Source organism: Pseudomonas sp. TH08, from assembly GCF_016651275.1.
Lineage (GTDB): Bacteria > Pseudomonadota > Gammaproteobacteria > Pseudomonadales > Pseudomonadaceae > Aquipseudomonas.
In genome coordinates this window covers 518,994-544,739 of the sequence record NZ_JAEKEE010000004.1, presented here as the reverse complement: position 1 = coordinate 544,739, position 25,746 = coordinate 518,994, and the positions used below count along the sequence as shown (strand labels likewise).

The window sequence follows — 25,746 nt, the reverse complement described above, 5'->3', positions numbered from 1 at the left end:
GATCAGGCGGGAGCCGGGGTGTCCGCTTCAGTGTTGAAAATGAAGTTGTCCGGGACGTCCGGGCCCCAGAGGTACAGGGAGTTTTCCGGTGGGTAATCGCCGGCAGGCCATTCGCTGCCTTCGCCGATGTAGTCCATGTCTGCCGAATATTCGCAGAACGAGCCCCATGGATCCTGCACGTAGTGAAAGTAATTCGAGCCCAGGCAATGGCGCCCGGTGCCCCAGCCTTTTGTGTGGCCGGCATCCGCCATTTGTGCGGCACCGGTGCCGACTTCATCGATGCTGTCGACTTCCCACGCCGCGTGGTGCCAGCCCTTGGCGCTGCTTTTGGCGAATGCCACCAGGTGATGATCGCAGCCGTGCGGGGCATGGCTGAAGGCGATGATGTCCAGCGACTTGTCGGAGAGCCTCAGGCCCAGTGCCTGCTCGTAGAAATGCAGCGCGCCGAGTACGTCCGGGGTGAACAACAGCACATGGGACAGACGGCGAGGGCGCACTTGCGCCAGGCCATCTCGGGTTGTTGCGCCGCGATGGTCGGCGGGTGTGCTGGTGCTGCAATGCGCCGACTTATGGTCGGGCATGGTTTTTTCACCGACCTTGACCTGCAACAGGTTGCCGTCGGGATCGCGGAACCAGATTCCGCTCTCCTGACGATCTTCAAAGCGACCGCCAGCGAGTTCGATTTGCCCCCGCAGTGCGGCGAAGTCTTCCGGATAGCAATTGAAGCTCAGATAAGCCAGCGACTTGGACGCGGCGGGCAGGATCTTCGCCCACACATGGCCATCCGCCGCGCGCAGGAGGAGTTGCTGTGGTTGACGTTCTACCTGCAGGCCAAAGCTTTCGAAGAATTGGCAGGCTTCGTCCAGCGAGGGAACGTTCAGCGCGTAATGATCAATTGAATGCACACCATGGGATACGCTCATGATTGCCTCCATTGTTAATTATTGTAGTTATTGCGCGCAGGGCATGAGGGCCGCCCTGCGCAGAGTTTGCAGCGCTGTCGGCTCAGGCCTCGTCAACCACCGGGTTGACCAGTTTGCCGATGCCCTCGATGGACACTTCGACGATATCGCCTGCTTTCAGGTACACCTTCGGGTTCATGCCAAAGCCAACGCCGGCCGGGGTGCCGCTGACAATCACGTCGCCCGCTTCGAGGGTGACCGCTTCGCTCAGCGTCGAGATGATGGTCGCCACGTCGAAGAGCATGTCGTTGGTGTTGGCCGATTGCACGACCTTGCCGTTGACCCGGGTTTCCAGCAGCAAGCCTTTGCCGCCTGCCGGCAGTTCATCGGCCGTCACCAGTACCGGCCCGAACGCGCCAGTGTCATCGAAGTTTTTGCCAACCGTCCACTGCGGCGAGATGAACTGGTAATCACGCACTGAACCTTCGTTGAACAGCGCATAACCGGCGACGTGCTCCAGCGCGTCTTCCTTGCGAATGTGCCGGCCACCGCTCTTCAGGACCACGGCCATTTCACCTTCGTAGTCGAGGGTGTCGGATACACGTGGGCGAATCAGCGGTTTGTTGTGCGCTGTCAGGCTGGAATTCCAGCGCGGAAACAGGGTCGGGTAGGACGGCTGGGCGTAAGGCGATTCTTTGGTGTGGTCGGCGTAGTTGAGGCCGACGCAGACGATTTTGGTCGGGCGGGCCATCAATGGCAGATAGGCGTCTTCGGCAATCTCGACCAGCGCGCCGTTGGCTTCAGCGCCGTGAGTGGTCAGGTCGACACCGCGGGCCAGTAGCGACTCAAGGGATTCGGCACCTAGCACGCGGACGCCTTCGGCAGTGACGACACCCAGGACTGGTTGACCTTGATTGAGGAAGCGGACGTAGCGCATGACGGTTTCTCTTGTTGGTTTGGAAAGAGTCGGTCGTGACAGGGCAGCCGACTGCGTGGTCATAAAACTAGATCCAAAAAATATACGGTCAACAGAAAAATATATATTTCTGCGAATATGAGAAATTTTCGAGTCTGTGTATGATTCAAGCGGACGACGCAAAGAAGGAGCCGACCGTGAATTCCCCACTGATCAACTGGCAAACCGTGGAGCCTGCTGAAAAGCGCACCATGGCCTCGCAACTCGAATCCCGGATTCGCCAGGACATCATCAATGGACAGCTGGCCCCGGGCATTCGCCTGCGCCTCAAGGAACTGGCTGACGCCTATGCGGTGGGCGTGATTCCCCTGCGAGAAGCGTTATCGCGCCTGGCCAGTAGCGGCTTTGTGTCAGCGGCGGATCAGAAGGGCTTCAGTGTCGGGCGGATTTCCGCCGCGGAAATTGCCGACATCACTGCGGTTCGCTTGCACGTCGAGTGCAAAGCGCTGGCCGATTCCATTCGTCTGGGCGACGTCGAGTGGGAGAGCAGGGTGCTCGCGGCGCATCACCGGCTCGATCGTCTGACCATCGTCGAAGGCCCGGAACGCTTGCTGAAACCTGAGTGGGAAAACGCCCATGAAAGTTTTCATCAGGCGCTGATCTCCAGCTGCAATTCGCCGACCTTGCTGCGTTTGTGTTCGTCGCTGCGCGATCAGACGGCGCGGTATCGATTTCTGTCGATGCATTACGCAGAGAGCAGCCATCGCGATGTACCCCATGAACACCGCCAGTTGATGGACGCGGCCCTCGCCAAGGACATCGACAAGGCGTGTGAATTGCTCTCCCGGCATTATCAAACGACCACCGACTCGGTGCTCAAGCATGCGCTGCTGAGCGAGGTTTGATGTTTACTCTGCAACGGTGAGCAGAGGGCCTCGATCATGGCGGGAATACGTTTGAGATCGACTTCGGCCTGATTGAGCAGCCACTCATACATGGAGCCGGTCAGCAGCGTTTTGATTGACGTCGCAATGACCGGAATGTCCTGGCAGGGCGAGCCGTCGGCTTCTTTGAAGCGCACGTTCAACACGGCAACCACGTAAGTCTTGATGCGGTTCAGGATGCGCGTCAGTCGGCAGTACACCAGATAATTGTCAGCGACCAGTTCCGTGCGATGCAGCAGGATCAGGCTGACCCGGTGCAGATGCGGGTCAGCGACGATCTGCTGCAAGCCATCGCCCAACGTTCTCGACAACTGCTTGCCCGGCGATGTTGCGCCGAGCGGGGCGACCGGCACGACTCATCAGTACAGCGCCGGTGTTGGATTCACCGCCTATGAACTGGATTTGTTTGGCCGCGTTCGCAGCCTCAACCAGCAGGCCCTGGAAAGCTACTTCGCAACGTTTGAAGCGCGACGAAGTGTACGGCTGGCACTGATAGCTGAAGTCGCCGCCTCGTACTATCAATTGCAGGCCGATCAACAGTTGCTGGCGATTGCCCGCCAGACGTTGACCAGCCAGCGTGATAGCTACGAACTGGTGCGCAATCGCTATAGCCTGGATGTCGCCACTGAACTCGATTTGAGTCAGGCCGAAAGCACCGTTCGCATCGCCGAAGCCAGTGAGGCGCGCTACGGTCGCGCCGTCGAGCAGGACAAAAATGCGTTGGTGTTGCTGGTGGGCAAGCCATTGCCCGCAGCGTCGTTCACGGCCATCGAACTCGACGCACTCGGCGTTGAGGAAGGCCTGCAGCCGGGCCTGCCCTCGGCGCTATTGGCCTATCGTCCGGACATTCTGGCAGCCGAACACGTCTTGAAAGCGGCCAATGCCAACATCGGCGCGGCCCGGGCGGCGTTCTTCCCCAGTATCAGCCTGACCGCATCGGCAGGCTCGGCGAGTTCCGATCTCGGTCAATTGTTTGCCGGAGGGCAGGGGGCCTGGAGCTTCATTCCGTCGATCAACCTGCCGATTTTCAACTGGGGCCGTAATCAGGCCAATCTCGATGTTGCCGAGGTGAACACGTCTATCGAAATCGCCAATTACCAGAAGGCGATTCAGGTGGCATTCCGCGAAGTGTCCGACGCGCTGGTGACGCGAGCATCACTTGACGTGCAGTTGAAGGCCGAGAGTCAGCTGGTTGGGGCTAATCAGCGCAGCTATCAATTGGCGCAAAAGCGTTATGAAGAAGGTGTCGATACCTATCTCAACACCCTGGATGCACAGCGCAGCTTTTACAGCGCTCAGCAGACCCTGGTGCAGACCAGACTGTCGCGTATCAACAATCTGGTTGCACTGTACAAAGCACTTGGTGGTGGTGAGGTCGTGGGGAGCCAGACACTTTAGGGTCTGATCAAAAATTCCTGATCCTCCCTTGGCCCATGAAGTTTTTTTGTCATGGGCCTTTTTTGTTGGGGTTATACGCTGGAGCCTTGATTGCAGATGAGCAAACCCCAGAAACGACAAAGCCCTGAATAATCAGGGCTTTGTCGGTACAAATATGGCGGAGGCGATGGGATTCGAACTCATGGACCTGTTACAGTCGACGGTTTTCAAGACCGTTGCCTTAAACCACTCGGCCACACCTCCGTTGCGTTGCGGGCGCCATAATACCTGAATGAAACACACTGTCAAACTCTCTGCATGGCTTGTTACAGAGCGTCTGTTATGATCTTTGCGACTGAACGTTTCAAACCAACAGGAGTGTCGCCATGCGCGAACAGGATTACGCAGTTAATAACAGCGTGCAGGCTGAGCAGCTAGAGGTTAGCCGCGTCCTGCGCAACACTTACGGCTTACTGGCTCTCACCCTCGCATTCAGCGGTGTGATGGCTTTCGTGGCTCAGCAGATGCGTGTTGGCTACCCGAATATTTTCGTGGTGCTGATCGGCTTCTACGGGCTGTTCTTCCTCACCAACAAACTCCGTGATTCCGCGTGGGGCCTGGTGTCCGCGTTTGCGCTGACCGGTTTCATGGGTTTCCTGCTTGGCCCGATCCTCAACCGCTACCTGGGTATGCAGGGCGGCGCTGAAGTGGTCAGCTCGGCGTTTGCGATGACGGCGCTGGTGTTCGGCGGTCTGTCGGCTTACGTGCTGATCACCCGCAAGGACATGAGCTTCCTCGGTGGTTTCATCACTGCTGGTTTCTTCGTGTTGCTGGGTGCAACGCTGGCGAGCTTCTTCTTCCAGATCAGCGGTCTGCAACTGGCGATCAGCGCAGGTTTCGTGCTGTTCTCGTCGGTCTGCATTCTGTTCCAGACCAGCGCCATCATCCACGGCGGCGAGCGCAACTACATCATGGCGACCATCAGCCTGTATGTATCGATCTACAACCTGTTCATCAGCTTGTTGCAGATCTTCGGCATCATGAGCCGCGATGACTGATAGTCAGCCGCTTCAACAAAAAACCCGCTTCGGCGGGTTTTTTGTTGCCTGTAAAACGAGTGATGGCCTTTTACTTACAAAATAGAGGGAAAAGTCTGGCGCTTTGATTGAAATGACCTACACCTGTAAGCAAGGAAGGACGGTAATTGATCGACAGGAGTCGGTATGCAAGATCCCTCGTGCGTCTCCCCCTGACGTTTGCCTCCCCTTGAAGTCGACTGCCTGGCCTTTCGGCCGGGATCGATGGTGTTCGTTCGTCCAGTAAAAAGGAGATAGCTCACCCAAAAAGCGATTGAACCGTGACCGTACCCCGGTCATAGGACCGGGACACTGATAGTAAAAACAATAATGGAGGCCCTGCTGGCCGGGCATGTCTCGGACCAGAACAGGCGTTGTCCCAAGACAAGGAGATCATCGATGAACCAGCCCCAAGGAAAACTGGCTGTACTGGCCGTGACTACCGCGCTGTTCAGTGCTTCGACCCTCGCCGGCGTCTATCCCGACTTCGGGTATCAACCCCCGAGCAGCCAATACTCTGGCCCGTTGTTTCAACTCAGCCAGAGTTATCCGGCCAAACCTCCGCAAGTGCCGTTGCCCGGAGTTCTTCAAGAAACTGCCGGCCAAGCCGGATAACAATTTCGAGACCTGGCGCGGCTACATGGAGGAAGTGAAAAATTACTGCCTGGAAGGCAACGTCGATAACAACTGGGATGTACAGAAAAACAAGGTGCGTCAGTGGTATCACATGCCCTGGCAACACTATGGCCCACTGGGCCGCGAAGGTATTCATGGGTTGACCAAGGAAGCGCAGATCAAGGCCAAGCAATTGGCGCCGACCCAGGTCGCCACCGGCCAGACCTATGCGGTGGGCATTTACAACGATATCGGTGCCTACACCATCGGCGAGGTCTGGAAAGACCCGCAAAACCCCGATCCCAAGTACACCTCGAAACCGAACAGCTTTGCCAACGGCACTGTCGTGTGTAAAGCCCTGTTCGCCGACATCGACCGCAACACCGTGCCTTTTCTGGTTAACCCCGTTCTGTGGCAGGGCTACATCACCGACACGTTTACTTCCGTCAATCGCAAGATCAAAGATGTCGCGCTGATCCAGATGGACATCGCCGTGCGTGACACGCGCATGAGCGATACAGGCTGGATTTTCGGTACCTTCCAGTACAACGGTGAGAAAACCGGCAAGGCCGGCTGGGACAATCTGGTACCGGTGGGGATCATGTGGGGCAATGATCCGCAAGAAATCGGCAATGACTTCACCAACCCGGAGCCAACCGTTACCAAGATTAATAGTGCGCTGCAACAGACCGCCATCAACGCCGACAAGGAACTGCCACCCACTCATCTGGGCTGGAACGGTCGCCTCAACGGCCCGGTGGACAATCCCAACAGCTCCTGTCTGAGCTGCCACGCCACCGCCGAGTCGCCGCAACTGGCGATCATGAACCCGACTTTTCAGAGCAACGCGCCGAAGCCGGGATCACCTGAATGGATGCGCTGGTTCCAGAACATTCCAGCAGGCCATGCCTTCACACCGAGTGCACAAAGCACCGACTACAGCCTGCAACTGTCGGGTGGGCTGATTAATTACTACGAGTGGAAGTGCGACATGAGCGGGATCTACGCTGACGGCAAGAATGCTTGCGCGAAAGTGCAGAACCTGAAACTGAAAATGCTCAAGGCTGGCGATGACACCTCGCAGCCACAGCAAAAAGTGATTCGTGACCCAAGCCTGCAACAATTGCTCGAGTAAACCGCGATAATCTCCGGATGCCTCGGCGTCCGGAGGTTTTCAATCAGTTGATCAAAATGCCGCTGCTTATAGATGGCGTAAGACAACGGCAACCCACGCAGAACATCACGAAAAAGCACTCACGCCATCGGCGGCAAGCGACGCTTGACCGGGGTCTTCTTGACGATCGCTGTATTGGTTTCAGCCATTGTATTAAGGCGGTCGAGCAGGGTGTCCAGTTGCTCCATCGAACGTACATGCAAACGGGCGATGAAGCAGTCCTCGCCGGTGACTTTGTCGCACTCGGTGAACTCGGGAATGGACTGAATCTGCCGTTCCACTTCTTGCAGTTGTCCCGGCAGTGGCCGCACTCGCACGATGGCCTGCAACTGATAACCAAAGCATTTTGGATCAATTTCGACCGTGTAGCCCTTGAGCACGCCACGCTCCTCCAGTCGCCGTAGACGTTCGGCCACGCTCGGCGAAGACAATCCACTGAGCTGCGCCAGTGCTTTCAGCGAGCGCCGCGAATCCTCCATCAATGCGTTGATGAGGATCTGATCAATATCGTCGGTCATGAACAAACTCCAGTATTAGGCAATCAAGCAAAATTACCCGCGATAAAAAAGGCAAATATCGAGTTTAGCCTGCTTTTAGTGCTGGAGAGTTGAACGGCGGGATCGGCATACTTTTGCCACGACCACAGGAGATCAATAATGGACAAAACACTCCGTAGCGGCACAGTTGAAATGACCGCCGCCATGCTCATATCCGGGACGATCGGCTGGTTCGTGCTGGTGTCCGGGCAACCAGTGCTGGATGTGGTGTTCTGGCGCTGTGTATTCGGTGCCGGCACCTTGTTGCTGATTTGCGCGGCATTCGGCTTTCTGCGACCGGGAATTCTCACCCGCACAACGTTGCTGCTGGCCGTGCTCAGCGCTGTGGCGATTGTCGGCAACTGGTTACTGCTGTTCGCCTCGTACTCGCGGGCCTCGATTGCTATCGGCACCGCGGTGTACAACGTACAGCCGTTCATGCTGGTGGGACTGGCAGCGCTGTTTCTGGGCGAAAAAATCACCGTACACAAGCTGTTCTGGCTGGGCGTTTCGTTTGCCGGGATGCTCGCCATCGTCAGCGCCCACGGCACGCAAGGCGAGAGCGGTAACGACTATCTGATGGGCATTGGCCTGGCGCTGGGCGCGGCACTGCTGTACGCGATTGCCGCGTTGATCATCAAGCGCCTGACCGGTACGCCACCCCACCTGATTGCGCTGATTCAGGTGTGCACCGGGGTGTTGCTGCTCGCACCGTTCGCGCATTTTTCCGCACTGCCACAAGCGCCGAGTGCCTGGGCCAGCCTGGTGACGCTGGGCATCGTCCACACTGGCCTGATGTACGTGCTGCTATACGGCGCGATCCAGAAACTGCCGACCGCATTGACCGGCGCACTGTCGTTTATCTATCCGATTGCGGCGATCTTCGTTGACTGGTTCGCCTTCGGTCATCGCCTGGAAACCCTGCAATGGCTGGGTGTGGCGGCAATTTTGCTGGCTGCTGCCGGCATGCAACAGGGCTGGGGCTTCAAGGCACGGCGTCTGCTCGCGCGGTAGCTCTCAGATGTTCCAGCGTGGCGCCGTTTTCGCCAGGCGCTGGCGCATTTCGCCGACGTTGGCCGCCAGTTGCCGGGTCAGCAATCGGTAGCCATCGAGCGGGCTGTAGACCGGCTCGTCAAGGCTGGCGTCGGGCAGTTCCAGTGGCCGGTCGAGGCGTTGGGCGGCACCGGTCTTCAATGCCCGCGCCATACCGATCAATTGCACACGGATCTGCCGATGTTCGGCCTTTAACGCCGATTGCAGATGAGCCATGGCGTGCGGATCATTGGCGTCCGGGCGGGTGTTGCCGAGGATCTCCAGCGTGCTGATGCACATGCGCAGGTTGCGCTGGATCGCATCGAGTTCGGTCATGGAAATCTTCACTTCCTTGGACACCGACGGCATCAGTGAGCGCAGTTGCACCATGACTGCGCCCAAACGGCTCATCAGTTTCAGGTGCTCATCGGCGCTGACCGGCTGGCCGCTGATGATTCGCCCGTATACCGTGGCGCAATCACGCAAGGCATCGGCGAGGTTGTAGCGCCACGAGTACACCGCGTACAGCGGCAAAGCGAAAGAGAACGCCAGGGCCAGGGCGATGCCGATGAGGATGTCGACGCCGCGCCACAAGCCGTCGGTGATCGGGTTGTCGCCATGCCCGGCGACAATGAATACGGTGATCGCCGAGAGCAGGGCGGTGTAACCCCCCTTGCCGATGGCGTGATAGGAGAAAAATCCGCAGACCACCGCCATCGCAAAGTAGGTCAGCCACGGCATGCCGAGCCACGCCTGCTGTGCTACCAACAACAAGCCGACGCCTGCGCCAATCAACGTACCGGTGGCGCGCTCAGCGGCTTTCTTGCCGATGTTGCCGTGGTGCTGCAAGCCGCCGATTACCACCAGCATGGTCACCGAAGCCCACTCGCCGTGGGGCAGGTTGATGCCGGTGGTCAGCAGGATTGTCGCCAGCAAACCCAATGCCACGCGCACGGCGTGAATCAGCCGTGCGTGTCGGTAGCGCCGATACGGGTCCAGCAATGGACGTAGAACACGGCGCAATAGCGGTGGCAGTCGGTGGGAGCTGTAAGTACTCAGTGCGAGGCCCTCGTCAGAAGATGTAATCAGTGGTCAGGAAGCTCGAATCGCGGCCGCGAATGATCTCGCTGATCAAATCCTTATTGCTGTCCTGGAACTTGGTCGCCACCAGCGTGCGGATCGAAAACACCCGCAACGCATCGTGTACCGACAACGTGCCCTCGGCGGAATTCTTGCGGCCATTGAACGGATAAGTATCCGGCCCGCGCTGACACTGGGCGTTCAGATTGATCCGGCCAACCTGGTTGGCGAACGTATCGACCAAACGCCCGACCGCTACCGGGTTAGTGCCGAAGATGCTCAACTGCTGGCCGAAATCCGATTCCAGAACGTAATCGATCACCGTGTCGAGATGGCGGTACGGCACGATCGGCACCACCGGGCCGAACTGTTCTTCCTGATAAACGCGCATCTGCGGGTTCACCGGGTAGAGCACGGCAGGGTAGAAGAACGATTCGCGGGATTCGCCGCCATTCGGGTTGACCACTTCGGCGCCCTTGCTGCGCGCGTCCGCGACCAGGCCATGCAGGTAATCGACCTTGCCCGACTCGGGCAATGGCGTCAGTGACACACCGCTGTCCCACGGCATACCCGGTTTGAGTGTGGCCAGTTTGGCGTTGAATTTCTCGATGAAGCTGTCGACGACGTCTTCATGCACAAAGAGGATTTTCAGCGCCGTGCAGCGCTGACCGTTGAATGACAGCGAGCCGGTGACCGCTTCGCTGACGGCGTTGTCGAGATCGACCTCCGGCAAAACGATGCCGGGGTTTTTCGCATCCAGGCCCAGTGCGGCGCGCAAACGGTGCGGTTTCGGGTGCAGCTTCTTCAGGTCACTGGCGGCTTTGTTGGTGCCGATGAAGGCGAAGATGTCGATCTTGCCGCTGGCCATCAAGGCACTGACGGTTTCGCGGCCGCTGCCGTAGATCACGTTGATCACACCGGTCGGGAAACTGTCGCGGAACGCTTCGAGCAACGGACGGATCAGCAGAACGCCGAGCTTGGCCGGTTTGAACACCACGGTGTTGCCCATGATCAGCGCGGGGATCAGCGTGGTGAAAGTCTCGTTCAACGGGTAGTTGTAAGGGCCCATGCACAGGGCGACGCCGAGCGGAACACGGCGGATTTGGCCAAGGGTGTCCTGTTCCAGCTCGAAACGGCTGGAGCGACGGTCGAGTTCTTTCAGGGCATTGATGGTGTCGACGATGTAGTCGCAGGTGCGATCGAACTCTTTTTCCGAGTCCTTCAGATTCTTGCCGATTTCCCACATCAGCAGTTTGACTACGGCGTCGCGTTGCTGGCGCATGCGGCCGAGGAAGGCTTCGACGTGCTGGATGCGCTCGGCTACGCGCATGGTCGGCCACAGGCCCTGGCCGCGATCGTAGGCACGCACGGCGGCGTCGAGAGCGGTGAGGGCGGTGTCGGCATCGAGCAGCGGCGTGCTGCCGAGGATCACTTGTTCGTCGCCATGGTCACCCTTCAGATAAACCGGGCTGCGCACCGTGGCGAGCGGGCCGTCCCAGCGGCGTAACTCGCCATCGACGAGGTATTCGCGTTGCTCGACCTGACCGTCGAGGCGGTATTTTTCCGGGATGTCGCTGACAGAAGGGAAGAGGTTGCCAAGGATGTTTGCTGTGGTCATGTCGCTACCCCGTATTTGAAGTCGGCGTGCAATTGAAAAGTCTGTACAGGTTATACGCCTGAATGCGCCGAAATTTAAACCCGCAAATGTCACTCGAATGTCACGCAAAGGCGCAGAGCAGAGGGCGGCTGGCCGAACCGAAATCCCTACAGGGGGCTCGCCCGAAACATTGGCTGGCCCCGTTTGCCCCCCTCGTTGTCCCGCAATGCCCTCAACCGTTGTCTGCCGCTGTCTTAAGGTGTGATTACAACAATAAGCGGCATCCCACGCGAGGAACGTCATGCGTTCAATCCGATGCATCGCATTGCTGACTCTGGCCATCGCACTGGCCGGCTGTGGCGATGACGCCAAACCGACGACCAGTTCCAGCATCGCCAACAACGCCGTGCCCAAAGACCCGGCCCTGGCGCAGATCTACGCCAACAGCTGTCAGCTCTGCCACGCTAATCCCGCCGCCAACGCGCCGCTCACTGGCGACCGCAAAGCCTGGGCACCGCGCATCCAGCAGGGCACTGACACGCTGCTCGATCACGCCATCAACGGCTACAACGGCATGCCGCCGATGGGCCAGTGCGTTGAATGCAGCGAAGAACAATTCCTGCAACTGATCGGCTTCATGGCCGACCAGCCCCTCCCACAATAAGGTGCCCGGCATGACCATGGATCTGACACGGCGTCAGTTGTTGCAGCGGGCAAGCATCGTCGGCGCGTTCAGTGCCTTGGCGAGCAACCCGGCGTTGGGCCAATTACTGCGCGCGCCACGCTTGATTCCGTGGCGCAACTGGTCGGGCGGGCAAAGTTGCCTGCCGGCGGCGCGACTGGCGCCGAAGAATCTCGATGAGCTGACGACCGTCATCAGGCAGGCGCAAGGCAAGATCCGTCCGGTCGGCTCGGCGCATTCCTTCAGCGCGTTGGTGCCCACCGACGGCACGTTGCTCTCGCTGAGTTACTTCAACGGTCTGCTCGATCACGATGCGAAAACCCTGCAAGCCGAATTCGCCGCCGGCACGCCGATGTCGCGCATGGGTGCTCCACTGAAAGACATCGGCCAGGCCCTGCAAAACATGGCTGATATCGATTACCAGACCCTTGCCGGGGCGATTTCGACCTCGACCCACGGCACCGGGAAAAACTTTCAGTCTTATTCCGCTCACGTCTGTGGCATGCAATTGGTGACCGCCAGCGGCGATGTGCTCGACTGCGATAGCCAGCGCCATCCCGAGGTGTTCAACGCTGCCCGCGTATCCCTTGGCGCCCTCGGTGTAGCGACAAAAATCCGCCTGCAAAACCGCCCGGCCTACCGCTTGCGCGAACGCCAATGGATTGCCAAAACCGAAGAGCTGCTGGAAGACCTCGACAAGAACACCCGTGAAAACCAGCACTGGGAAATGCTCGTCGTCACTCATTCCGACTATGCGTTGTCCATTGCGCTCAACGAAACCGACGATCCGGCCACGCCGCCGATTCCGCCTGAAGAGGAGGGCGGCAACGAGTTCGTCACTTTGATCGAAAAGATCGACAAGTACGCCAGCGACTTCCCCGACCTGCGCCGGACGATGCTCAACAGCCTGCGCCATCTGGCGAGTTTCGATGACCGTGTGGGCGACTCGTTCGACATCTACGCCAATGTGCGCACGGTGCGTTTCAACGAGATGGAATACTCGGTGCCTGCGGAGCACGGTCCGGCGTGTCTGCGTGAAATTCTCAAGCTGATTCAGGACAAGGATCTACGCACCTGGTTTCCCATCGAGTACCGCTACGTCAAGGCCGATGACATCCCGCTGAGCATGTTCGAGGGCCGCGACAGTTGTTCGATCTCGGTACACCAGCATTACCAGATGGACCATCACAACTTCTTCGCGGCTGTGGAGCCGATTTTCTGGAAGTACAACGGGCGGCCGCATTGGGGCAAGTTGCACACGCTCAACGCGAAGAACCTGCAACCGCTGTATCCGCGCTGGCGCGAATTTGTTGAGGTGCGTCAAGCGCTCGATCCAGATGGCCGATTTCTCAACGCGCATCTTTCATCAATTCTGGGGGTGAGCTGATGGCTGTCAATCGACGTAACTTCCTCCTCGGCACACTGGGGGTCGGCGCGTTACTGGTGGGCGTTGGCGCGTGGCTGCGGCCGGGGGATCGGGGCGCGCCGTACAGCGAATATTTCCGTGCGCTGAATAAAGAGCTGAAGGACAAAGGGCCGATGCGACCGGTGCTGTTGATTGATCTGGATCGTCTGGATCACAACATTGATGTGGTGATGCAATCGGTAAGACGCGCAGGCAAGCAACTGCGATTGGTAGAAAAGTCGCTGCCGTCGCCGGGGTTATTGAGCTACATCGCCCAACGCGCAGGGACGCAAAAACTGATGTCGTTCCATCAGCCGTTTCTCAATCACGATGCCGTGACGTTTCCACAGTCCGACATCTTGCTCGGCAAGCCACTGCCGGTGCGTTCGGCAGAGCTGTTCTATCAAGCCCACAAAGGCTCGTTTGATCCGGCAAAGCAACTGCAATGGTTGCTCGACGGCCCCGAACGTTTGCAGCAATACCTCGCGCTGGCGCAGGGTTTGGGCACGCGGATGCGGATCAACATCGAACTGGACGTTGGTCTGCATCGCGGCGGTGTCAGTGATGTGAATGTGTTGGGGCAGATGCTTACGCTGATCAACGCCAACCCGCAGCATCTGCAGTTCGCCGGGTTCATGGGTTATGACCCGTTCGTGGGCATGGGCGTGCCGGGGATTCTCGGATCGCCGGAAGAGCTGTTTGCCAAGGTCATGGCGATCTATCAGCGCTGCGTTGATTTCACCCGCCAGCAGTTTCCGCAGTTGTGGCACGACGGCTTGTGCCTGAACACCGCCGGTAGCCCGAGTTATCGCATGCATGAAAACGAAAAGCTGAGCACGGAAGTGTCGGTGGGCACGGCGATGCTCAAGCCGACTCACTATGATTTGCCGTCGCTGGTCGACCATGTGCCGGCGGCCTATATCGCCACGCCGGTATTGAAAAGCACGGGGGCGGTGAACATCCCGGCACTGGATGACAAGTCGAAGCTTTTTTCGTGGTGGGATCAAAATCAGCGCCAGACCTTTTTCATCTATGGCGGCAACTGGATGGCCGAGTTCGAATCGCCGTCCGGATTACAAAGCAACAGTGTCTACGGCCGCAGTTCGAATCAGGAAATGGTCAACGGTTCCAGCACCGTCGGCCTGACCATAGAAGACCAGGTCTTCCTGCGCCCGACCCAGACCGAAGCGGTGCTCCTGCAATTCGGCGATCTGCTGGCCGTGCGCAACGGCAAGATCGTCGACACCTGGCCTGTCTACACCTGATCCAAAGTCCCCACGAATCCCCCTGTGGGAGCGAGCCTGCTCGCGAAAGCGTCCTGTCAGTTACCTTCTACTTGACTGACACACCGCATTCGCGAGCAGGCTCGCTCCCACAGGGTTTTGTGTTGTCTGTTAAATCCCGATCAATTCTGTAATGAAGCTTTTATGACAAAAGTTCGGTAGCACATCGCCAGTCCGGTCATGCCTATGTAACGCGCTTGAGGGGCCCAACGGGGCGCTTTTCACAAGCCGAGGCGGGACGCCGGGAGTGAGGCAATGGGGACTATGGAACGCTACTCGAAAGTGGGCATGCAGGAACTCGATCAACGCTTGTCGAAGATCGTCGAAGCCGCGCGCAAGAAGCCGGTTTCGGTGTATCGCTACGGCGCGCCGTGGGTCTGGATTGTCTCGCAGGATGACTGGCAGGGCGCCTTGAAAGAGGTCTCCAGCTACATTCCGCCCGGTCATTCGCTGGTGCTGCTGCGCCCGCAGATCGACGATTTGCTCGACGCCCATCGCGACCTGTTGCACGACCTCAATGCCGAGCCCGGCATGCTCATCCCCGCGCAAACGGTCATGCACATCCTGCTCCTGCAACTGCTCTATTCGGTGCCCAGCGAACAGCAGCTTTATGAACAGCTCAATTACAACCTGCTGTTCCGCTGGTTCGTCGGCCTCGGTCTGAATCAGAAAGTCTGGAGCTTCAACATCCTCAGTCGCGACATCGCCACGCTGCTCAATAACCCGCGTGCGGTGCTGCTCATCCAGAAAATCATCGGCGAAGTGTTCTGCGGTGCCTTGCTGCAAATGCCCGAGTTCTCCTTGAACTTCGCGCTGTTGCACACCTGGCTGGGCAAGCACGCCTGCGCCCCGCACGTCAGCAATTAACAGCGGCAACACGCCGGGCGTTGAAACGCCAACAGGTCATCGCGAATTCAGGGGGTAGTGTGGAACCGATTTTCAAGTCACGGCTGGCGCTGTGCGGCTGGCTGCTGGTGACGGCAGGCGCGCAGCCGGCATTGGCCGAAGAGGCTGCGCAAACAGCGGCGTCGCAACGTTTGGTCGACGTCAACGAATACTTCGTGCGCGGCAATACCGTGCTTGATGCACGGGCGATTGAAGAGGCGGTGTACCCGTTTCTCGGCCCGCAAAAAGGCATGAACGACATCGAAGGCGCACGTGATGCGTTGCAGAAGGCCTATCAGGAACGCGGCTATCAGTCGGTGTTTGTCGAGCTGCCGGAGCAAGCGGTGGCCGACGGCATCGTCTACATGCAAGTCAGCGAAACCAAGGTTGGCCGGGTGCGTGTGGTCGGCGCCAAGCATTACTCACCGCTGGACATCCGCGACAACGTCCCGGCGCTGAAGGAAGGCGAGGTACCAGACTTCGCCAAGGTTCAGGGCGAACTGGCGCAGCTCAACAAAACCCCGGGCCGTCAGGTCATGCCGTTGGTGCGTGAAGGTCAGCGCCCAGGCACCATGGACGTCGATTTGCAGGTTGAAGATCAGAACCCATGGACGGCCAGCGTCGGCCTCAACAACGACTACAGCGCCGACACCGAAAAGCTGCGCGCAGTCACCAGCCTCGGTTACAACAACCTCTGGCAACTCGGCCACAGCGTCAACCTGACGTTCTTCACCGCGCCGCAGGACACCGACAACGCCAAGGTCTGGTCGGGTTCCTACACCGCGCCGCTGAGCGAGCGCTGGAGCGTGCAGGTCTCCGGTTACCAGTCCGACAGCAACGTCGCCACCATCGGTGGCAGCAACGTGCTCGGCAAAGGTCATTCTTACGGCGTATCAGCGATCTACACGTTGCCCTCCAGCGGCAACTGGTCGAACTCGCTGTCGGCCGGCGTCGACTTCAAAGACTTCGACGAACGCCTGACCCTGTCCGGCGAAAGCGATCAGGTGCCGCTCAAGTACGCGCCCTTCACCTTCGCCTACAACGGCTATCGCTATACCGAAAAGAGCCAGCTCGGCCTCGGCCTGAGCCTGGTCGCGGCTACCCGCAGCCTCTTTGGTTACGGCAGTTCCGACGAAGACTTCGACTACAAACGCTACCGCGCCAAACCGAGCTTCGCCGTGCTCAAGGGCGACGGCAATTACACCTGGACATTCGACAGCGACTGGCAGAGCGCGAGCAAAGCTGCGTTCCAGTTAGCGTCCGGGCCACTGGTTTCCAACGAACAGTTCTCTGCCGGCGGCGCCACTTCGGTGCGCGGCTATCTGGCTGCCGAGCGCACCGCTGACGACGGTGTGCTGCTCAGTCAGGAAATTCGCACGCCATCGCTGGCCAAGTACGCCGGCACCTGGATGCAGGACTGGCGTTTCTATGCCTTTGCCGAAGGCGCACAGCTTTATCTACGCGATGAGCTGCCGGATCAGGACGCCGATTACGCCTTGGCCAGTGTCGGCCTCGGCACCCGCGCCAGCCTGAGCAAATGGCTGTCCGGCAGCCTCGACTGGGGCTACCCGCTACTCGAAGGGCCGAACACCTCGAAACAGGAATCGCGCCTGCACTTCAACCTTCAAGCCACTTTCTGACAAGGAGCACGTTCATGCAGCGCCTCTTCCTTTCGTTGTTGATCTGCCTGGGCTTCGTGCTCCCGGCCACGGCTCAGGCCTGGTGGCAGGACGACTGGCATTACCGCAAACAGATCGCCGTCGACACCACGCCGCAGGGCGCGGCGATCAATCAGCCATTGGGCCGCACCGCGCTGCTGGTGCGCCTGCACACCGGCAATTTCACCTTCGATGGCGTGAAAGAGGACGGCTCGGATCTGCGCTTCGTCGCCGCCGATGACAAGACCGTGCTCAACCACCAGATCGAAAGCTTCGACGCGCTGATGGGCATGGCGCTGATCTGGGTCGATGTGCCGAATGTCGAGGGCGGTCAGCGCCAGGACATCTGGATGTACTACGGCAACCAAAAGGCCCCGGCGACCGGCAACGGTCAGTTGACCTTCGACCCGAATTACACCGCGCTCTATCATTTCGACGGCGCCACCGGCACTCCCGCCAAAGACACCACTGCCTACGGCAACACCGCGCAAAGTGCGACCGGTGCGGCGATTGACGGCGTTGTCGGGCGAGCCTTGCAGTTCAGCAACCAGCCGTTGCTGCTGCCGGCCAGTCCATCGCTTCAGCACAACGCTGGCAGTGCGTTCACCTTCAGCGCCTGGCTGCGGCTGGATCAGGCCAATGGCGAGCAACTGATTCTGGCGCGCCGTGAAGGTGCCAACAGCTTGCTGATCGGTGTCAATCAGGGCGTGCCATTCGTGGAAATTGACGGCCAGCGCGCCATCGCCACGCAACCGCTGAATCCCGGCCAATGGCAGCACGTCGCGCTGACCGCCGAAGGCTCAAAAGTCACCCTGTACATCAACGGTCGCGAAGGCGCGACACTGGCGCAAGCCATGCCGGCGTTCAATTCGGTCATGGCCATCGGTGCTGACCTGCACGAAAGCCCTTATCAACCGTTCGTAGGTGCCATCGACGAGCTGCGCCTGTCGAAAGTCGCCCGTCCGGCGCCGCTGTTGCTGGCCGATGCCACTTCGCAAGGCGCCGAATCGAAACTGGTTGCTTACGGCGTCGATGAAGAACAATCCGGTTTCGGTTTCGGCAGCCTCGGCTTCCTGCTCAACGCCGTACCCATCGACGCTTGGGTGATCATTGCCGTGCTGGTGCTGATGATGTTCCAGTCGTGGATCATCATGCTGCGCAAGAACCGCACCCTAGGCCGCGTCAGCAAGGCCAACGAAGACTTCCGCGTGCAGTTCGCCAAGGTCGGCACGCGTCTGGAGATGTTCGCCGACGACGCGCAACTCGCCCAGCGTTTGCAGCATTCGCCGCTGTGGCGCCTCTATCTGGTGGCGGTGAAAGAGATCCGCACTCGCCGTGAACAGGGCGCCGATACCTCGTCGGTTTCAGCGGCCACCATCGAAGCGATCCGCTGCTCGATGGACGGCGTGCGCACTCGCGAAAATCAGGCACTCAGCTCAAAACTCTCGACCCTGTCCAACGCCATCGCCGGTGGCCCGTACATCGGCCTGCTGGGCACGGTGATGGGGATCATGGTGGTGTTCCTCGGCACGGCGATGGCCGGCGACGTCAACATCAATGCGATTGCCCCGGGCATGGCCGCCGCCTTGCTCGCCACCGCCATGGGCTTGTTCGTCGCGATCCCGGCGCTGTTTGGCTACAACCGCCTGATCACCCGCAACAAGGAAGTCAGCGCTGACATGCGCGTGTTCGTCGATGAGTTCATCACGCGTCTGGCGGAGATGCACGGCGAGAGCCAGTTCAGTGAGGCGTCGCACCCGCGCGGCCATCACGCCAACCATTCCGTACCGGCCTGAGGAGCACTGACATGGCGTCCGTAAATGCCTCCCACGACGATGACGAAGATGCCGCGGTAGACAGCATCAACATCACTCCGTTGGTCGACGTGCTGATGGTGGTGCTGGTGATGTTCATCCTCACTGCCACCGCCCAGGTCTCGGGGATTCAGATCAATTTGCCCAAGGCGAGCGCTTCGGTGTCGCTGTCCGAGGCCAAGACCAAGGCGATCTCGGTCAACGACGGCGGTCAGGTGTTCCTCGATGCCTACCCGGTGACGCTGGCCGAGCTGGAAGAACGCCTGCGCATCGAGAAGGCGCAGAGCCCGGATTTCCCGGTGATCGTGCGCGGCGACGCGACGGTGCAATACCAGAAAGTCATTGAAGTGCTGGATCTGTTGCGCCGGCTCGAACTGTCTCAGGTCGGTCTGGTGACCGGCAAACCGACGCAGGGCTGAGTCATGACCGCACAACTCCCGATTGAGCCGCTGCCCGTGCAGAAGCCTGTGCTGCGGTACGCGAAGTGGGGCGCCGGGCTGATCATCGGCGCGCTCGCCGCGTGGTTCCTGTGGCAGTGGGCCAACGACATGAGTGGCATCCGCCGCGAAGCGCCGAAGGTGCCGACAATCATTCCGTTGCCGCCACCGCCACCACCGCCGCCGGAGAAACCGCCGGAGCCGGAAACCCCGGTGGAAGAAAAAGTCGTCGAGCCCGAGCCAACGCCGGAGCCCGAAGAGGTCAAGCCTGAGGAAGAGGCGCCGCCATCGCCGGCGGACGACCTGGCCAATCCTATGCAAATGGACGGCGATGCGCAGTCCGGCAACGACGCTTTCAACATCGGCGCGGGCAAGGGCGGCGGCATGGCCGGCGCCGGGGGCGGGCGACTGGGCACCGGGACTTACAGCCAGTTCCTCGCGTTCACCTTTCAGCGGCTGCTGCGCGAGAACCCTGACCTGCGCAACCTCGCGTTTTCGCTGCAGACCGATGTCTGGCTGAGCGGCGTCGGCGAGATCACTCGGGTCGAGCTGATCAAGTCCAGCGGCAATCCCGAAATTGATACGCAAGTGCTGGCCGCGCTGCGCGGTGCGCCGGCCCTGAGCGAACGGCCTCCGGCCTCCATCACTTTGCCTGTGCGCCTGTCCCTGCAAGGGCGGCGTCCGGGTTAACCGAATTCATAGAGCTGTATGAAAAGGAGTTGTGTGCAGATGATTTCCAACGTGAATCGATTGTCCCTGGCGGTCGGCATGGTCATTGCGACCCTGGTCGGTCAGGCCGTGGCAGCGCCTGCGCCCTCGGAGAACGCCACGATCAATCTGATCCGCTTGCTGGTCGAGCAGGGCATTTTGAAACAGGACAAGGCCGACGCCCTGATCGCTCAGGCGCAGAACGAAGCGGCGCAGGCCAAGCAGGCTGCCGCGTCCAGCGCCGTAGTGGCCGCCGGACCTGTTGCGGCACCGGGCGATGTGCGTGTGCAATACGTGCCGGCCGCTGTGCGTGACCAGATCCGCGATCAGGTCAAAGCTGAAGTCATGGCCACTGCCAAACAGGAAAACTGGGCAGCGCCGAACACTTTCCCGGACTGGGCCTCGCGCATCAGCTTCGACGGCGACATTCGCCTGCGTGACGAATCGCGCTACTACTCGGATAACAACAGCAACGAAATCGTCGACTTCGCCAAGCTCAACAACAATGGCCCCTACGACGTCAATCCGAACAGCAGCACCAGCCTGCCGCCGCTGCTCAATACCCGCGAAGACCGCACCAACCAGTTCCGCATTCGCGCACGGCTGGGCATGAAAGCAGTGATCTCGCCGGAATGGACCGCTGGCATCCGCATCGGCACCGGTTCCGACAACAACCCGGTGTCGACCACGCAAAGCCTAGGCGGTGGTTTCGCCAAGAAGGACATCTGGCTCGATCAGGGTTACCTGAACTGGAAGCCGACGGATGAACTGACGCTGACCGGTGGCCGTTTCGCCAACCCGTTCATGTCCACCGACATGCTGTATTCCAACGACTTGAATTTCGACGGCGTGGCGGCGATTTTCGACCACAAACTCAACCGCGATTGGGGTGTGTTCGGCACCGTCGGCGCGTTCCCGGTGGACTACACCAACGACACCACCAGCAGCAACGGTTTCGACAAGGAAGAGAGCGACAACAAATGGCTGTACGGCGCGCAGGTCGGCGCCAAGTGGGCGATCAACAGCAACAACCGCTTGAAAGGCGCGTTGGCTTACTACCGTTTCGACGACATCCAGGGCGAACGCTCCAGCCCTTGCGAACCGTGGGCCGGCGCGCCGGGCTGCGACAGCGATGGCAGCCGTGCGGCGTTCATGCAGAAGGGCAACAGCGTGTTCCTGTTGCGTGACATCACGCCGAACCCGCTTAACCCGAGCACAACGCCACAACCGCAGTTTGTCGGCCTCGCGTCCGAGTTCAACTTGCTCGACCTCAACGTGGTTTGGGATGCCGACCTGCCGCAAGACTTCAAGCTGCGCAGCCAGGGTAACTACATCCACAACCTCAGCTACGACGAAGGCGACATGCGCAAGCGTTCCGCCGGGCAGATCGTCAACAACCTCGACAGCAATGGCCAGATCGAAAGCGGCGCCAATGCGTGGATGGTGCAGTTCACCCTCGGCAGCGCGCTGGAGCTGAAGAAACAGGGCGACTGGAACATGTTCGCCGGCTACAAATACATCCAGCCGGATGCCTTGCCGGACGGCTTCAACGATTCCTCATTCCACCTCGGCGGCACCAACGCCAAAGGCTATTTCATCGGCGGCAACTACGGTCTGGCAAAGAACGTTTATGCGACGGGTCGCTGGTTGAGCACCGAAGCGGTGTACGGCGCGCCGTTCGACATCGACGTCTTGCAGCTTGAGATCAACACGCGCTTCTAAAGCGCCGGGAGAGGGTTATGAAAACGCGTGTGTTATGGCTGGGACTTGGCTTGCTGATCGCCACCGGGGCAAGTGCCGAAGGCATGGAAGAGCGCTTGCGCACCCAGTTGCGCAGCACTACTCAACAGTTGCAGGCCTTGCAAAGTCAGCAGGCGCAGGCCAGCGCGGCGCAGTTGGCGGCGCAGAACGAGGCCAAGGCTGCGCAGGCGCAAATCAAGCAATTGACCGCCGAACTGGCCAAAGCAAAGGGCGTTGCCGAGCAACTGGCCGGGCAGCAGCAAAGCCTGCACAGCCAGGCCCAGGCGCAAGTCGCGGCCAGCACCGAGCAGACCGGCAAGTTCAAAAAGGCCTACGACGAGCTATTGGTCATGGCCCGTGCCAAAGAGGCAGAACGGTCTAAGCTTCAAGCGCAATTGACTGAACGTGACACACAAGTGCAGCAATGTTCAGTCAAGAATCAGCAGATGTACGGCGTCGCCAAGCAGATCCTCACCGCCTACGAAAACATCGATGTGGCCGAGGTGATGAAGATCCGCCAGCCCTTCGCGGGCAGCGCTCGGGTCAAGTTCGATGAACTGGCCCAGGGTTTTGGCGACGACCTCTACAAGACCCAATTCGATGCGCCACAAGCGGCGCTCGCACACTGATGAACAAGGAAGAAGTCATGACTCAATTGATCAGCCACGTTTCCCCGCAATCCCTGACCGAAGTCCTGCAAGCGGCCGGTTATCGCGTCAATCAGACCGAGCAGAACGGCATCGTGCAGTTGCTCAGTGCCAGCCAGGGCATCGGTTATGCCGTGCGTTTCGGCAACCCGGCAGTGGAGCGGGGCAGTTACGTTGATTTCACCTTCAGCTGCGCGCTGCGGGTGCAGGGCGAGTTGCCCGAAGGTGTCGCCGAGCGATGGAATGCTTCGCGGCGTTTCGCGCGTCTGTCATTGCAGGGCGAGTTTCTGGTGATGGAAATGGACGTGGTGGTTGCGGCTGGGGTCAGCAACGATCACCTGCGCGGCAACCTCGAATTGTGGGATCGCCTGTTGCAGGAATTCATCGTCTATCTGCGCGACTTCGCCCAGAACGGCGCGGTGGCACAGACGGCTAAAGTCGCCGTGACCGAGCAAGAGGAAGTCGCGCTGTGAAAAAGCCTGCCATGGTGATCAGCGCTGCCGCTGTAGCGCTGTTGGTGGTGGCCGTGGCGTTGGCCGTGCGACCGGGCAATGACCCGGTCGCCGCCCAGCAATCGTCGCCGCTGGCGGCGGTTGCTACGGGGCCGGCGGTCGCGCGTTTGGGTAATCAGCAGGTAACGCCTGCGGAGTTGCAGACATTGCTGGCGACAGTGCCGGAGCAAACCCGTGAGCAACTGCGCGGCAATCGTGACGCACTGGAGCGCTGGATTCGTGCGCGACTGGCGGAGAAAGCGGTGCTGGAGCAGGCCGACGCGCAAGGTTGGGCACAGCGCCCGGAAGTCCTGCGTCAGACCCGTGCGGCGACCGAGCAGATTGTCTTTCGCGATTATTTGCAGTCGGTCAGCCAGGTGCCCGCCAACTATCCGAGTGCGGCCGAGTTGCAGCAGGCGTATGACGCCGGCAAAGCTAACTGGATGACGCCGCCGCTGTATCGGGTCAGCCAGATTTTCCTGGCGGTGCCGGATGCGCAGAGTCTGGAAGCTGTGCGCAAACAAGCGACCGAGCTGAGCAAAAAAGCGCAGGCGGCGCCGGGGGAGTTTGCCGTATTGGCGACCCAGTATTCGCAGGATCGCCTGACCGCTGAAAAGGGCGGCGATAGCGGCCTGCAACCGTTGCAGCAACTGGTGCCGGAAGTGCGCGGTGCGGTGGCTCGGCTGAAGGTCGGCGCCGTGTCTGACCCTGTGCAAAGCGCCGCCGGGTTCCATGTGATCAAACTCACCGAGCAGCAACCAGCGCGCACGGCGACGCTGGATGAATTGCGCGATCAATTGACTCAGGCCATGCGTGCCCAGCGGCAGGAACAGATTGCCCAGGCGTATCTGGACGGCATGCTCAACACCGCAACGCTGAGCATCGACGGCGCCGAACTCAACAAAGTCCTGGGCAACTGACACACATTGCCCCTGAAGGAGTGAGCCTGCTCGCGATAGCGGTGGGTCAGGTTAGTCATTGTCAACTGACCCACCGCTTTCGCGAGCAGGCTCGCTCCCACATGGGATGTGTGGAATTCATAAATACAAAGATCGACAGGGAGTCATCGATGTCATTCACCGAACCCGCAGGACGACATGGCAGCGCCGACTTTCGTTGGCCACATAACAACAGCGAACCGTGGCTGGCGCACGCCGCGACGATCGACAGCGATGTTGCGCAATACTTTCTGGTCAGTGCCCGTTGCGGCTGTTTCATGCAGGCAGCGCGCAGTCTCAATGTGCGTTCGACCTTGTTGCGCAAGCAATTGGCGCAACTGGAGCAGGAGCTGAAACATACCTTGTTCAGCTTTCAGGGCAGTGCGCTGAGCCTGACCCGCGAAGGTCAGCAACTCCAGGCAAAACTGGTCGCCCTGGCCAACGAGCGCAAACTGCCGGTGGTCGAGCAGCCGCTGATACGTCTGGCCGTCGCCGAATCGATCCTGCATGACATTCTCGGTCGTGACCTGATCGCGTTGCTGCGGCGCAACGCCAGCGTGCGCCTGGAGATCATCGCTCTCGACAGCGAGTTGTCCCTGCGTGCGGTCAGCGCCGACATTGTCCTCTGGCTCGCCCACGGCGACTCTGCGCACCCCGGCCCGACCTTCGCCACCAGCGAACCGCAGCGTCTTGCGCGACTGGATTACCTTCCGCACATCGCCAAACGCTATTCGCGCGTCACTGCGCGCCCGGAGAGCCCCGACGACCTCGCCGATTTCATGTTGGTGCAATGGCAGCACGATCGTCAGATCGACAGCTTCCGCCCGTGGAACAACCTCGTCGAACAACGCTTGGCCGGGGTGGTGCAAATGCAGTCCTACGAGCTGATGCTGGAGATGATCCGTTGCAGCGCCTGCATCGGCCTGCTGCCCATGTACATGAGCCGCTATGACCGTGGGTTGGTGGCATTGCCGGGATTGTTCGAGGAGTCGATGCAGTTGCAGGCGTGGCTGGCGGTGAATGCCGAGTCGCAAACGCTGGCCGAAGTGCAGGCGCTGGTGGAACTGATCCACCACACCTTCAACGAACGCCAGGAATGGTTTCAGCATTGACCCCAATGCCCCATTCCCCTGTAGGAGCTGCCGAAGGCTGCGATCTTTTGATGTTGATTTTGATTTTTAAAATACAAGATCAAAAGATCGCAGCCTTCGGCAGCTCCTACAGTTTGTATGTATTTGATAGAGCGGTTTAGAGTGGTCGGCCACACATCGATCACGGACAGATCCGCCATGCCCGAGCACAACCCCGCCATTCATATCGAGCGTTTCAACGAATCTCACGTCGAGGGCATCACTGCGCTCTACAACGATCCGGCTGTAACCCGGCAAGTGCTACAAATGCCGTTTCAATCCACCGAGATCTGGCGCAAGCGACTGATGCCAGACAACGAGCGCGTGTTGCAGCTGGTGGCGCTGCATCAGGGTGGGGTGATCGGCAATCTGGGCCTGGAAAACTTTTCGCGGATTCGCCGCAGCCACGCCGGCAGCATCGGCATGGCCGTTGCGGTGGCGTGGCAGGGCAAGGGTGTGGGTTCGGCATTGCTGGCAGCGGCGCTGGACGTCGCCGACAACTGGATGAATCTGCACCGTGTCGAGCTGTCGGTGTACGCCGATAACGAGGCGGCCATCGGTCTCTACCGCAAGTTCGGTTTCGAGACCGAGGGCCTGTTCCGCGATTACGCCGTGCGCGACGGGCAATGGGTCGACGCCCTGAGTATGGCCCGTCTGCGCAACCGCCCAAACACCTGAC

At 59.8% G+C, this 25,746-nt stretch carries 26 protein-coding genes and 1 tRNA gene; 20 read left to right on the top strand and 7 right to left on the bottom strand.

Features of this window, described 5'->3' with window-relative positions:
- Positions 1–2 precede the first annotated feature (2 nt).
- Positions 3–923 carry a VOC family protein gene (locus tag JFT91_RS19540; RefSeq protein ID WP_201233544.1) on the bottom strand — a complete coding sequence of 307 codons (921 nt, stop codon included), beginning with the start codon at positions 921–923 and terminating at the stop codon, positions 3–5.
- Between the two features lie 82 nt (positions 924–1,005).
- Positions 1,006–1,839, bottom strand: a complete 834-nt coding sequence (locus JFT91_RS19535) for a fumarylacetoacetate hydrolase family protein (RefSeq protein ID WP_201233543.1) — start codon at positions 1,837–1,839, stop codon at positions 1,006–1,008.
- Between the two features lie 176 nt (positions 1,840–2,015).
- Between JFT91_RS19535 and JFT91_RS19530 the strand changes: the two genes are divergently transcribed.
- A complete protein-coding gene (locus JFT91_RS19530; RefSeq protein ID WP_347340320.1) occupies positions 2,016–2,723 on the top strand; it encodes a GntR family transcriptional regulator in 708 nt (235 codons plus the stop codon).
- On the opposite strand, the gene JFT91_RS19525 is transcribed toward JFT91_RS19530, so the two are convergent.
- Positions 2,672–3,115 (bottom strand): TetR family transcriptional regulator C-terminal domain-containing protein, encoded by a 444-nt coding sequence (locus tag JFT91_RS19525; RefSeq protein WP_201233542.1) that lies wholly within the window; start codon positions 3,113–3,115, stop codon positions 2,672–2,674. The two genes, JFT91_RS19530 and JFT91_RS19525, sit on opposite strands and share 52 nt — an antisense overlap.
- On the opposite strand from JFT91_RS19525, the gene JFT91_RS19520 reads away from it, so the two are divergent.
- Positions 3,078–4,160, top strand: a complete 1,083-nt coding sequence (locus JFT91_RS19520; RefSeq protein WP_242489320.1) for an efflux transporter outer membrane subunit — start codon at positions 3,078–3,080, stop codon at positions 4,158–4,160. The genes JFT91_RS19525 and JFT91_RS19520 overlap by 38 nt on opposite strands.
- Positions 4,161–4,315: 155 nt before the next feature.
- Here JFT91_RS19520 and JFT91_RS19515 read toward each other — a convergent pair.
- A tRNA-Ser gene (locus tag JFT91_RS19515) sits at positions 4,316–4,403 on the bottom strand.
- Between the two features lie 122 nt (positions 4,404–4,525).
- Here JFT91_RS19515 and JFT91_RS19510 point away from each other — a divergent pair.
- From JFT91_RS19510 to JFT91_RS19505, 3 genes are all read left to right on the top strand, one after another.
- Positions 4,526–5,197 carry a Bax inhibitor-1/YccA family protein gene (locus JFT91_RS19510; protein ID WP_008081508.1) on the top strand — a complete coding sequence of 224 codons (672 nt, stop codon included), beginning with the start codon at positions 4,526–4,528 and terminating at the stop codon, positions 5,195–5,197.
- Positions 5,198–5,614: 417 nt separating this feature from the next.
- Complete coding sequence (locus JFT91_RS29705) at positions 5,615–5,830, top strand: hypothetical protein (protein WP_242489319.1); 216 nt, start codon at positions 5,615–5,617, stop codon at positions 5,828–5,830.
- A gap of 25 nt (positions 5,831–5,855) precedes the next feature.
- Positions 5,856–6,965: a hypothetical protein gene (locus tag JFT91_RS19505; protein WP_242489318.1), complete on the top strand. Its 1,110-nt coding sequence runs from the start codon at positions 5,856–5,858 to the stop codon at positions 6,963–6,965.
- 119 nt (positions 6,966–7,084) lie between these two features.
- On the opposite strand, the gene JFT91_RS19500 is transcribed toward JFT91_RS19505, so the two are convergent.
- Positions 7,085–7,522 carry an Lrp/AsnC family transcriptional regulator gene (locus JFT91_RS19500; protein WP_201204153.1) on the bottom strand — a complete coding sequence of 146 codons (438 nt, stop codon included), beginning with the start codon at positions 7,520–7,522 and terminating at the stop codon, positions 7,085–7,087.
- Between the two features lie 138 nt (positions 7,523–7,660).
- Between JFT91_RS19500 and JFT91_RS19495 the strand changes: the two genes are divergently transcribed.
- A complete protein-coding gene (locus tag JFT91_RS19495) occupies positions 7,661–8,554 on the top strand; it encodes a DMT family transporter (RefSeq protein WP_201233541.1) in 894 nt (297 codons plus the stop codon).
- Between the two features lie 3 nt (positions 8,555–8,557).
- Here the strand turns inward: JFT91_RS19495 and JFT91_RS19490 are convergent, their stop codons facing one another.
- Both JFT91_RS19490 and JFT91_RS19485 read right to left on the bottom strand, forming a co-directional pair.
- Complete coding sequence (locus JFT91_RS19490; protein WP_201226109.1) at positions 8,558–9,595, bottom strand: FUSC family protein; 1,038 nt, start codon at positions 9,593–9,595, stop codon at positions 8,558–8,560.
- A 49-nt stretch (positions 9,596–9,644) separates the two neighbouring features.
- On the bottom strand, positions 9,645–11,270 hold the full coding sequence (locus tag JFT91_RS19485) for an NADP-dependent glyceraldehyde-3-phosphate dehydrogenase (RefSeq protein ID WP_201226108.1): 1,626 nt from the start codon (positions 11,268–11,270) through the stop codon (positions 9,645–9,647).
- Positions 11,271–11,550: 280 nt separating this feature from the next.
- Between JFT91_RS19485 and JFT91_RS19480 the strand changes: the two genes are divergently transcribed.
- From JFT91_RS19480 to JFT91_RS19415, 14 genes are all read left to right on the top strand, one after another.
- Positions 11,551–11,913 (top strand): c-type cytochrome, encoded by a 363-nt coding sequence (locus tag JFT91_RS19480; RefSeq protein WP_201233540.1) that lies wholly within the window; start codon positions 11,551–11,553, stop codon positions 11,911–11,913.
- 76 nt (positions 11,914–11,989) lie between these two features.
- Entirely contained in the window at positions 11,990–13,318 is a 1,329-nt protein-coding gene (locus tag JFT91_RS19475; RefSeq protein WP_201234021.1) for a D-arabinono-1,4-lactone oxidase, read from the top strand.
- A 74-nt stretch (positions 13,319–13,392) separates the two neighbouring features.
- The gene (locus tag JFT91_RS19470) at positions 13,393–14,601 is read left to right on the top strand and encodes a DSD1 family PLP-dependent enzyme (RefSeq protein WP_201234020.1); all 1,209 of its coding nucleotides are present in this window, start codon (positions 13,393–13,395) and stop codon (positions 14,599–14,601) included.
- Between the two features lie 273 nt (positions 14,602–14,874).
- A complete protein-coding gene (locus JFT91_RS19465; RefSeq protein WP_201204143.1) occupies positions 14,875–15,486 on the top strand; it encodes a transposase in 612 nt (203 codons plus the stop codon).
- Positions 15,487–15,545: 59 nt separating this feature from the next.
- Entirely contained in the window at positions 15,546–17,144 is a 1,599-nt protein-coding gene (locus JFT91_RS19460; RefSeq protein ID WP_201204142.1) for a ShlB/FhaC/HecB family hemolysin secretion/activation protein, read from the top strand.
- Positions 17,145–17,158: 14 nt separating this feature from the next.
- Positions 17,159–18,958: a DUF2341 domain-containing protein gene (locus JFT91_RS19455; protein ID WP_201204141.1), complete on the top strand. Its 1,800-nt coding sequence runs from the start codon at positions 17,159–17,161 to the stop codon at positions 18,956–18,958.
- An 11-nt stretch (positions 18,959–18,969) separates the two neighbouring features.
- The gene (locus tag JFT91_RS19450; protein WP_003224462.1) at positions 18,970–19,395 is read left to right on the top strand and encodes an ExbD/TolR family protein; all 426 of its coding nucleotides are present in this window, start codon (positions 18,970–18,972) and stop codon (positions 19,393–19,395) included.
- Between the two features lie 3 nt (positions 19,396–19,398).
- Complete coding sequence (locus JFT91_RS19445) at positions 19,399–20,103, top strand: energy transducer TonB family protein (RefSeq protein WP_201233539.1); 705 nt, start codon at positions 19,399–19,401, stop codon at positions 20,101–20,103.
- 39 nt (positions 20,104–20,142) lie between these two features.
- Entirely contained in the window at positions 20,143–21,843 is a 1,701-nt protein-coding gene (locus JFT91_RS19440; RefSeq protein WP_201233538.1) for a putative porin, read from the top strand.
- 17 nt (positions 21,844–21,860) lie between these two features.
- A complete protein-coding gene (locus JFT91_RS19435; protein WP_201233537.1) occupies positions 21,861–22,490 on the top strand; it encodes a DNA repair protein in 630 nt (209 codons plus the stop codon).
- A 17-nt stretch (positions 22,491–22,507) separates the two neighbouring features.
- Entirely contained in the window at positions 22,508–22,981 is a 474-nt protein-coding gene (locus tag JFT91_RS19430; protein ID WP_201233536.1) for a YbjN domain-containing protein, read from the top strand.
- Complete coding sequence (locus JFT91_RS19425; protein ID WP_201233535.1) at positions 22,978–23,919, top strand: peptidylprolyl isomerase; 942 nt, start codon at positions 22,978–22,980, stop codon at positions 23,917–23,919. The genes JFT91_RS19430 and JFT91_RS19425 overlap by 4 nt, the downstream gene beginning before the upstream one ends.
- 149 nt (positions 23,920–24,068) lie before the next feature.
- Positions 24,069–25,049, top strand: a complete 981-nt coding sequence (locus tag JFT91_RS19420; RefSeq protein ID WP_201233534.1) for a LysR family transcriptional regulator — start codon at positions 24,069–24,071, stop codon at positions 25,047–25,049.
- Between the two features lie 177 nt (positions 25,050–25,226).
- Positions 25,227–25,745, top strand: a complete 519-nt coding sequence (locus tag JFT91_RS19415) for a GNAT family N-acetyltransferase (protein WP_201204132.1) — start codon at positions 25,227–25,229, stop codon at positions 25,743–25,745.
- Position 25,746: the final 1 nt, after the last annotated feature.